The organism is Cyanobacteriota bacterium (assembly GCA_025054735.1).
Lineage (GTDB): Bacteria > Cyanobacteriota > Cyanobacteriia > SKYG9 > SKYG9 > SKYG9.
In genome coordinates, this window is sequence record JANWZG010000217.1 from 1 (window position 1) to 6,559 (window position 6,559).

Here is a 6,559-nt window from a genome sequence, read left to right on the forward strand (position 1 = left end):
ATGACTAATGATGTACTCGACCGTCGGGCATAATGGCACCTGTAAGTCGAGCACCTGTGAGCTTCACCATGATGCGATCGTTCATGCTAACCCGTGCCCCGCGCAGATTGGCATTGGTCAAATCAGCACCACTAAAATCTGCCCCCACCAAGTCAGCCTCTTGCAAGTTAGCGTTACTCAAATTGGCATGAAGCAAATTAGCTCGATAGAGATTTGCCCCCTCAAGATTAGCCCCACTCAAATTCACACCATGCAAAAAGGCATCGGTCAAATTAGCGCGACTTAGGTTTGCATTGCTCAGGTTACGTCCAGAAAAATCTCGCTCAGCCAGATTGGCACCACTCATATCAGTGCCGCTTAAATCAGGCATAGGGCGGCGGAAGGCCTGATGGGGCTGTGCTAATGGCTGCTGCTGTCGGGATGAAGAACGATAGGAAGAAGAGGTCTGTGACGATGACTGAACCGGTGGTGAAACCCGAGGTGGTTGCGCCGGTGGGGATGCTGGCTCGGTTGATGATTTAGGTTTAGTGTAGGTACTAGCCGATGGCGATCGAGAGTCTGGAGATTGGGCTGTATGGCGGTATACAGTCTGAGCAGAACGGTAAGAGTTAGGCTGCCGATGTTTTTCGCGGTAGATACGCAACTGTTCGCGGGCGTAGTTAATGGCCTGTAGTTTAGCGAGTGCCTTTTGGCGCAAACGGGGATTATCAGCAGGAATACGATCAGGATGCCAGATAAACGCCAAGTCTTTGTAAGCCTGGTTAATATCTTCTAGAGATGCCCCTGGCTCTAATTCCAGCACACGATAACAATGGTTCAGCTCACTAATGCTAATCATCTAGCCAATTTCAGATCCCCACGTATTAGTATCGTTAGGCAATATCCCTCTTAAGTCCTACCAACTTTGCTGCCAAGATGCAATCCCACATTACCAATTCACCTCATCAATGTACCAAATGATTTAAGACTACCGTGATAGTTACCACTGAAAGCAGCTATTAAAACAGTTTGAGGAATCATAGAGACGCACAACACCCCTATAATCCCTCAAATCCTTACTCCGAAACACCAGAGCACTATTCAATTGATAGCATATTGATAATTCCGACTCAATCGACAAGCAGACCAGCTATGCTTGCGCATTAGACTGCTATTCACCTTGCCTTATCAAGCCAAGCCAGTGTTAGTACCAGCTTTACCCGTTGCAAGCTCAACTTTAACAATCTTGCCACCCATCTTTTGGATGCGTTGCTGTTCCTTGAACCAGTTGTCGTAAGGTACCAACTTGGTGAAGTAGGTATTCTGTAGCTCGCGTTGAGTGCGGATGCGGGTCTGACTTGGAACACAAGCTGTAACTTTGAACATTCTCATGGGTTCGATCTCTCCTAGAAACAGAGGAACTGAAGGGCTACTAAAGGGTGTATACCGAATGGCTGACTGAGAGCACCAATGAAATAACCCTATAGGAAACTCCAGTGTGCGCAGATAGGATTATGTCAACAACAATGTCAACTCTCGCTTGTTAGATGTCCGGAGCAACCTCTAGCCTTACGAAGCCAGCGATTACAAACTCCAATAAAACCAGCGATCGCTCCAGACGTTCACATCAAAAGGCACGTGATGAAGCGTTCAGTACTCTTGGGCTAACTTATTCAGTACCCTAGAGCCTAGCACCTACATCAGCCACTTCAAACTAGCTCAAACCAGAGCAGATGTAGTCGAAGTAAACACCCATTTCCTTACCAGCATCTGCACCGACCAAGCTAGCGGTTACTTCCTTCATCGCTTGGATAGATTGAACAGTAGCAGCAATGGGTACACCCAAGGAATTATAGGTTTCTTTCAGACCATTGAGTACACGCTCATCGAGGATGGATGGATCGCCAGCCAACATGGCATAGGTAGCATAGCGCAGATAGTAGTCTAAGTCACGGATGCAAGCAGCATAGCGACGAGTGGTGTACATGTTGCCACCAGGACGGGTGATATCAGAGTAGAGCAGAGACTTAGCAACTGCTTCCTTAACGATCGCAGCAGCATTAGCACTGATAGCAGTTGCCGCACGAACGCGCAGTTCACCAGTTTGGAAGTAAGCCTTCAGTTTCTCTAGAGCAGCAGCATCCAGATACTTACCCTGAACATCAGAGGAGTTAATAACGGCAGTAATTGCGTCTTGCATGGTTCTTTTCCTTAAATACAAGTCATTATCAGTTACGACACAAGCCAATTGGCAGTTACCAAACTTAGCTCATTGCACCAATTACATAATCAAAGTAAGAGCTGGCTTCAGCAGCATCTTCGCTAGACAGCAAGGAGGTAGCTACACTCTTCATAGCGCGAATACCTTCAACAACTGCCTCAATTGGGGTACCCAAAGACTTGTACATTTCGCGTACACCAACGATACCGATCTCTTCGATCGGAGTAACATCGCCAGCAACAATTCCATAGGTGATGAGACGCAGATAGTAGTCCAAGTCACGCAGACAAGTTGCAGTCATCTCTTGGCCGTAGGCATTGCCACCAGGAGATACGATGTCAGGACGCTTTTGGAACAGTTGGTCGCCACCTTGCTTAACAATACGCTCACGAGAGTCAGTGAGAACTTGTGCAATCCGCAAACGGCTTTCGCCACTGGTCACAAAGCTCTTAATCCGATCCAGTTCGCCAGGGCTGAGATAACGAGCCTCAGCATCAGCGTTCACGATAGATTTCGTGACGATACTCATGGGTGAATTCCTCCAGTAAACATAAGCGCAAGGGGCCTTGCCACTGCAACCAGCAACTCGATTGATTGCCTTAATTCGCCAACACTGCCCAAGATTACTAAATTACCAATAGCAACTTCAGTAGTCTTCACAGGCAGACCCAGCAACAACCACATCGGAGCGCTAAGCAAGGACAAAACCCCTTGTCTAGCTATCTTCCGCAAATATTTTGCGGCATCCTGTTCACACTCAGTCGTTCTCTGTAACAGTTCTTAACATAGCTTCTCATCTTGGAAGCCCTTGGAAGCCAGCTTGGACAAAATAGTGAAGCTAAGGTCACGATGCACTAGAGTTTCCTACATTTGGTGGTTGACGATCGAGGGCACGCTGCCCACCCCAACGGTTTACAATCTTGTCATCATACTCATCAGCAAACTTAACCACAGTGATAACAGAGGTTTTCAACTCTTGCTGATCGCAGGTTGAGCCAACCAGACTGTGTTCAAAAATGATGTCATTCGTGTCATCGAGGGCAAACCGTCCAAAGTAGAGACTATCATTTTCACGCAGCAGGTAGTACAGCAAATCAGGGGTGACTTCCACATTAGTTACTACTTGTGAGCGAGTAGCAATGATTGCTTCACTATCTCCCCAAGGCACAACTTCAGTACGGGCAACAGCAGAGCCAAAATTAATGAAAAACGCTGGCTCAGATTCACTGATGATGAGGGCTTCTTCAAACAGCTCTTGCATCCAAGGCTTGATCATTTCATAGCAAGACTGCTGCACCTTGCTTTGGAATTCCATTGTTAAGACTCCTTGTGTCTAGCGATCGCTAACGGGTTAACTGTCTAAGTGTAACTGTCTAGTCAGGGGAGTAAATGTGTCCTCCATATCTTAGGACATGTTTGCAATCCCTTGCCTGCCTTTAGGATTTGTTCAACTACTCAGGTTTGGTTGATGCACCAAGTGACCAACCTAGTCGCCGTTCCTCTAGATAATACCCACGGGTGAGCGATCGCTGACCACCGGCTTCAACAGCAACAATCCATACTCAATGCCCTCAACCACAGCTTGATAGGACGCTTCCAAAATATTGGGTGATACCCCCACAGTCGTCCACCGCTGGTGTCCATCACTAGACTCAACCAATACACGAGTCTTAGCCGAGGTGCCTGCTGCTCCATCCAAGATCCGCACCTTGTAATCAGTCAGGTGAAACTGCTCAATCTCTGGATAGAACTGGGCTAGGGCCTTGCGTAGAGCTTGATCAAGGGCAGATACTGGCCCATTACCTTCCCCAGCCTCCAAGATGTCCTTGCCATTCACAGTAATTTTTACCGTTGCCACAGATGACAATATCCACGCCGCAGCCTCTTGTCCCGGCAAGCAGTCACAGTGAACCTGATACCCCTTGAGGTCAAAACGACGTGGACGCTGACCCAGGGCTTCTCGCATCAACAATTCAAAACTAGCTTCAGCAGCTTCAAATTGGTAGCCTTCATGTTCTAGGGTCTTGAGGTGGCTTAAGATATGGCGACAAGTAGGATCACCCTTGTCTAGCTCAATCCCAAAACTGCGGGCTTTTGCCAACACATTACTAAGTCCCGATTGGTCAGAGATAACAATGCGCCGACGATTACCTACCTGCTCTGGTTGCACATGCTCGTAGGTGAGAGGGTTGCGCTCAACCGCACTCACGTGAATGCCACCTTTATGGGCAAATGCTGACAAACCAACAAAGGGGGCATGATCGTCAGGGGCAAGGTTGGCAATTTCGCTAATTAGACGGCTGGCCTCAGTAAGACGGGTAAGTTGTTGATCAGTGAGGCAGCGATACCCCAGTTTCAACTGCAAGTTGGGGATCAGAGAGCAGAGATTAGCATTACCACATCGTTCACCATAGCCATTAATAGTGCCTTGAACCATGCGTGCTCCTTCTAGGACTGCTGCTAGGGCGTTGGCAACAGCAGTATCAGAATCATTATGGGTGTGGATGCCTAAGCGAATGACCTGATCGCCTGGATGGTTGCTATCCCCAAACGCAGGAATCTGCTGCATAACTGCTCGGACAATTTGAGTAACCTCATGGGGAAGGGTGCCGCCATTAGTATCACAGAGGGTGATCCACTCAGCTCCAGCAGCGATCGCAGTTTTCAAGGTTTCCAGTGCATAGGCTGGGTTATGCTTGTAGCCATCAAACCAGTGCTCAGCGTCATAGATTACTCGACGATCTTGGCTACGCAGAAACGTGATGGTATCAGCAATCATGGCCAGATTTTCCGCCAGGGATGTCTGTAATCCTTCCGTGACGTGCAAATCCCATGATTTGCCAAAAATGGTAACCCAACGAGTACCTGCGGACAAAATTGGCTGCAACATAGGATCAGTTTCTGCGGTTTTCCCCGGACGGCGAGTTGCGCAAAAGGCAACGACTTCTGCCTGGCTCAAGGGTTCTTCCTGCAACTGCCAAAAAAATTGCACATCCTTAGGATTAGCACCAGGCCATCCCCCTTCAATAAAGGGAATCCCCAATTGGTCAAGCTGGCGGGCAATGCGAAGTTTGTCCTCTAGTGAGAAAGCCAAGCCTTCGCGCTGAGCACCATCACGGAGCGTTGTGTCATAGATCCAAAGTTGGGGAGAAGCCTCAGTATTCATAGCCAATGTTATAGTGCCGCAAGTCAATCAGTGAAGAAGGTTAATCTCAAGTCTAGAACGAATTCAGCCCTGAAGGTGATTTCTGTTATGAACCCTGACTTGCTGACCAGACTCAACGACCATCCCGGTTCCAGCAGCCATCCGGCAGTAGCCGCTAGAACTATGACCAGAACTATGAAGACTGGAACTATGAAGAAAAAATGACGACCCTTGGAGAGCGTACAGAAACTTTGACCGTTGCCTGTACGGGAATAACTTGGGTGGTTGGTGTACGAGCCGTGATTACAGTGCCTAAGTGGGTTCGCAGAGTGTATTGATACTCACGTCCCATGAACTGCCGATCGCAAATCACAGCGTGGTGATCACCATCTACTGGATCCAAAACCAAATCATCTTGATACACAATAGCATTCCCGTCACGGGCAGCACTGCTACCAATCACCTGCCCCACAAATTGCCCCAGTTCAGTTACCCAACAGTCATCCTGTCGCTGAGCAGGTAAAACATTGGCTTTAGTAACAAACTCTGCTACAAACTGCGATGCAGGCCGTTGATAAATGTCCTCTGGGGTACCGATTTGTTCTAAGCGACCTTGATGCAGAATGCCCACTCGATCAGCAACTGCCAGAGCTTCTTCCTGATCATGGGTAACCAGGATAGCCGTAGTATTCGTTTGCCGAAGAATTTGTCGCACATCCTGACGAAGCTGTTGCCGCACCTGAGCATCCAGGTTACTAAAGGGTTCGTCTAGCAGGATTAGACGGGGACGGGGGGCAAGGGCACGGGCAAGGGCAACTCGCTGTTGCTGTCCGCCAGAGAGCTGGTGGGGATAGCGAGATTCCATCCCCTGAAGGTTAATGAGAGCGATCGTCTCCTCAACAATCTGACGAATCTGTGCAGGCTTGAAGGATAGCTTACCTCGCCCAGGGGTGGAACGTAATCCGAAAGCAATGTTTTCAGCCACAGTCAGATGGGGAAACAGGGCATAGTCTTGAAAGACAATCCCCACATTGCGGGCCTCTGGAGGCACAAGGCGCTGAGCACTAGCTACAAGCTCTCCCCCTAGCCAGATAGTGCCCGCATCGGGCTGCTCAAACCCAGCGATTAAACGCAGTAACGTAGTCTTGCCACACCCAGAAGCACCCAACAGACTTAAGAGTTCCCCCTCCCTCAAGGTCAAGGTCACATTATTA

7 protein-coding genes are annotated in these 6,559 nt (G+C 48.7%); all 7 read right to left on the reverse strand.

Annotation, left to right across the window (positions count from 1 at the left end; genetic code table 11):
* Nucleotides 1–4: 4 nt before the first annotated feature.
* Entirely contained in the window at nucleotides 5–838 is an 834-nt protein-coding gene (locus NZ772_11340; GenBank protein ID MCS6814139.1) for a pentapeptide repeat-containing protein, read from the reverse strand.
* A 329-nt stretch (nucleotides 839–1,167) separates the two neighbouring features.
* Nucleotides 1,168–1,371 (reverse strand): phycobilisome linker polypeptide, encoded by a 204-nt coding sequence (locus NZ772_11345; GenBank protein ID MCS6814140.1) that lies wholly within the window; start codon nucleotides 1,369–1,371, stop codon nucleotides 1,168–1,170.
* Nucleotides 1,372–1,693: 322 nt separating this feature from the next.
* A complete protein-coding gene (gene apcB, locus NZ772_11350) occupies nucleotides 1,694–2,179 on the reverse strand; it encodes an allophycocyanin subunit beta (protein MCS6814141.1) in 486 nt (161 codons plus the stop codon).
* A gap of 64 nt (nucleotides 2,180–2,243) precedes the next feature.
* The gene (apcA, locus tag NZ772_11355) at nucleotides 2,244–2,729 is read right to left on the reverse strand and encodes an allophycocyanin subunit alpha (GenBank protein ID MCS6814142.1); all 486 of its coding nucleotides are present in this window, start codon (nucleotides 2,727–2,729) and stop codon (nucleotides 2,244–2,246) included.
* 315 nt (nucleotides 2,730–3,044) lie between these two features.
* On the reverse strand, nucleotides 3,045–3,515 hold the full coding sequence (locus tag NZ772_11360) for a YbjN domain-containing protein (protein MCS6814143.1): 471 nt from the start codon (nucleotides 3,513–3,515) through the stop codon (nucleotides 3,045–3,047).
* 186 nt (nucleotides 3,516–3,701) lie between these two features.
* The gene (gene cimA, locus NZ772_11365) at nucleotides 3,702–5,366 is read right to left on the reverse strand and encodes a citramalate synthase (GenBank protein MCS6814144.1); all 1,665 of its coding nucleotides are present in this window, start codon (nucleotides 5,364–5,366) and stop codon (nucleotides 3,702–3,704) included.
* A 187-nt stretch (nucleotides 5,367–5,553) separates the two neighbouring features.
* On the reverse strand, nucleotides 5,554–6,559 hold a 1,006-nt coding region (locus tag NZ772_11370), incomplete at its 5' end, for an ABC transporter ATP-binding protein (protein ID MCS6814145.1).

Excerpts from the sequence above, each read along its gene's own strand:
- NZ772_11340 (MCS6814139.1), bottom strand. The coding sequence starts at position 838 with ATGATTAGCATTAGTGAGCTGAACCATTGTTATCGTGTGCTGGAATTA.
- NZ772_11345 (MCS6814140.1), bottom strand. The coding sequence starts at position 1,371 with ATGAGAATGTTCAAAGTTACAGCTTGTGTTCCAAGTCAGACCCGCATC.
- apcB (MCS6814141.1), bottom strand. The coding sequence starts at position 2,179 with ATGCAAGACGCAATTACTGCCGTTATTAACTCCTCTGATGTTCAGGGT.
- apcA (MCS6814142.1), bottom strand. The coding sequence starts at position 2,729 with ATGAGTATCGTCACGAAATCTATCGTGAACGCTGATGCTGAGGCTCGT.
- NZ772_11360 (MCS6814143.1), bottom strand. The coding sequence starts at position 3,515 with ATGGAATTCCAAAGCAAGGTGCAGCAGTCTTGCTATGAAATGATCAAG.
- cimA (MCS6814144.1), bottom strand. The coding sequence starts at position 5,366 with ATGAATACTGAGGCTTCTCCCCAACTTTGGATCTATGACACAACGCTC.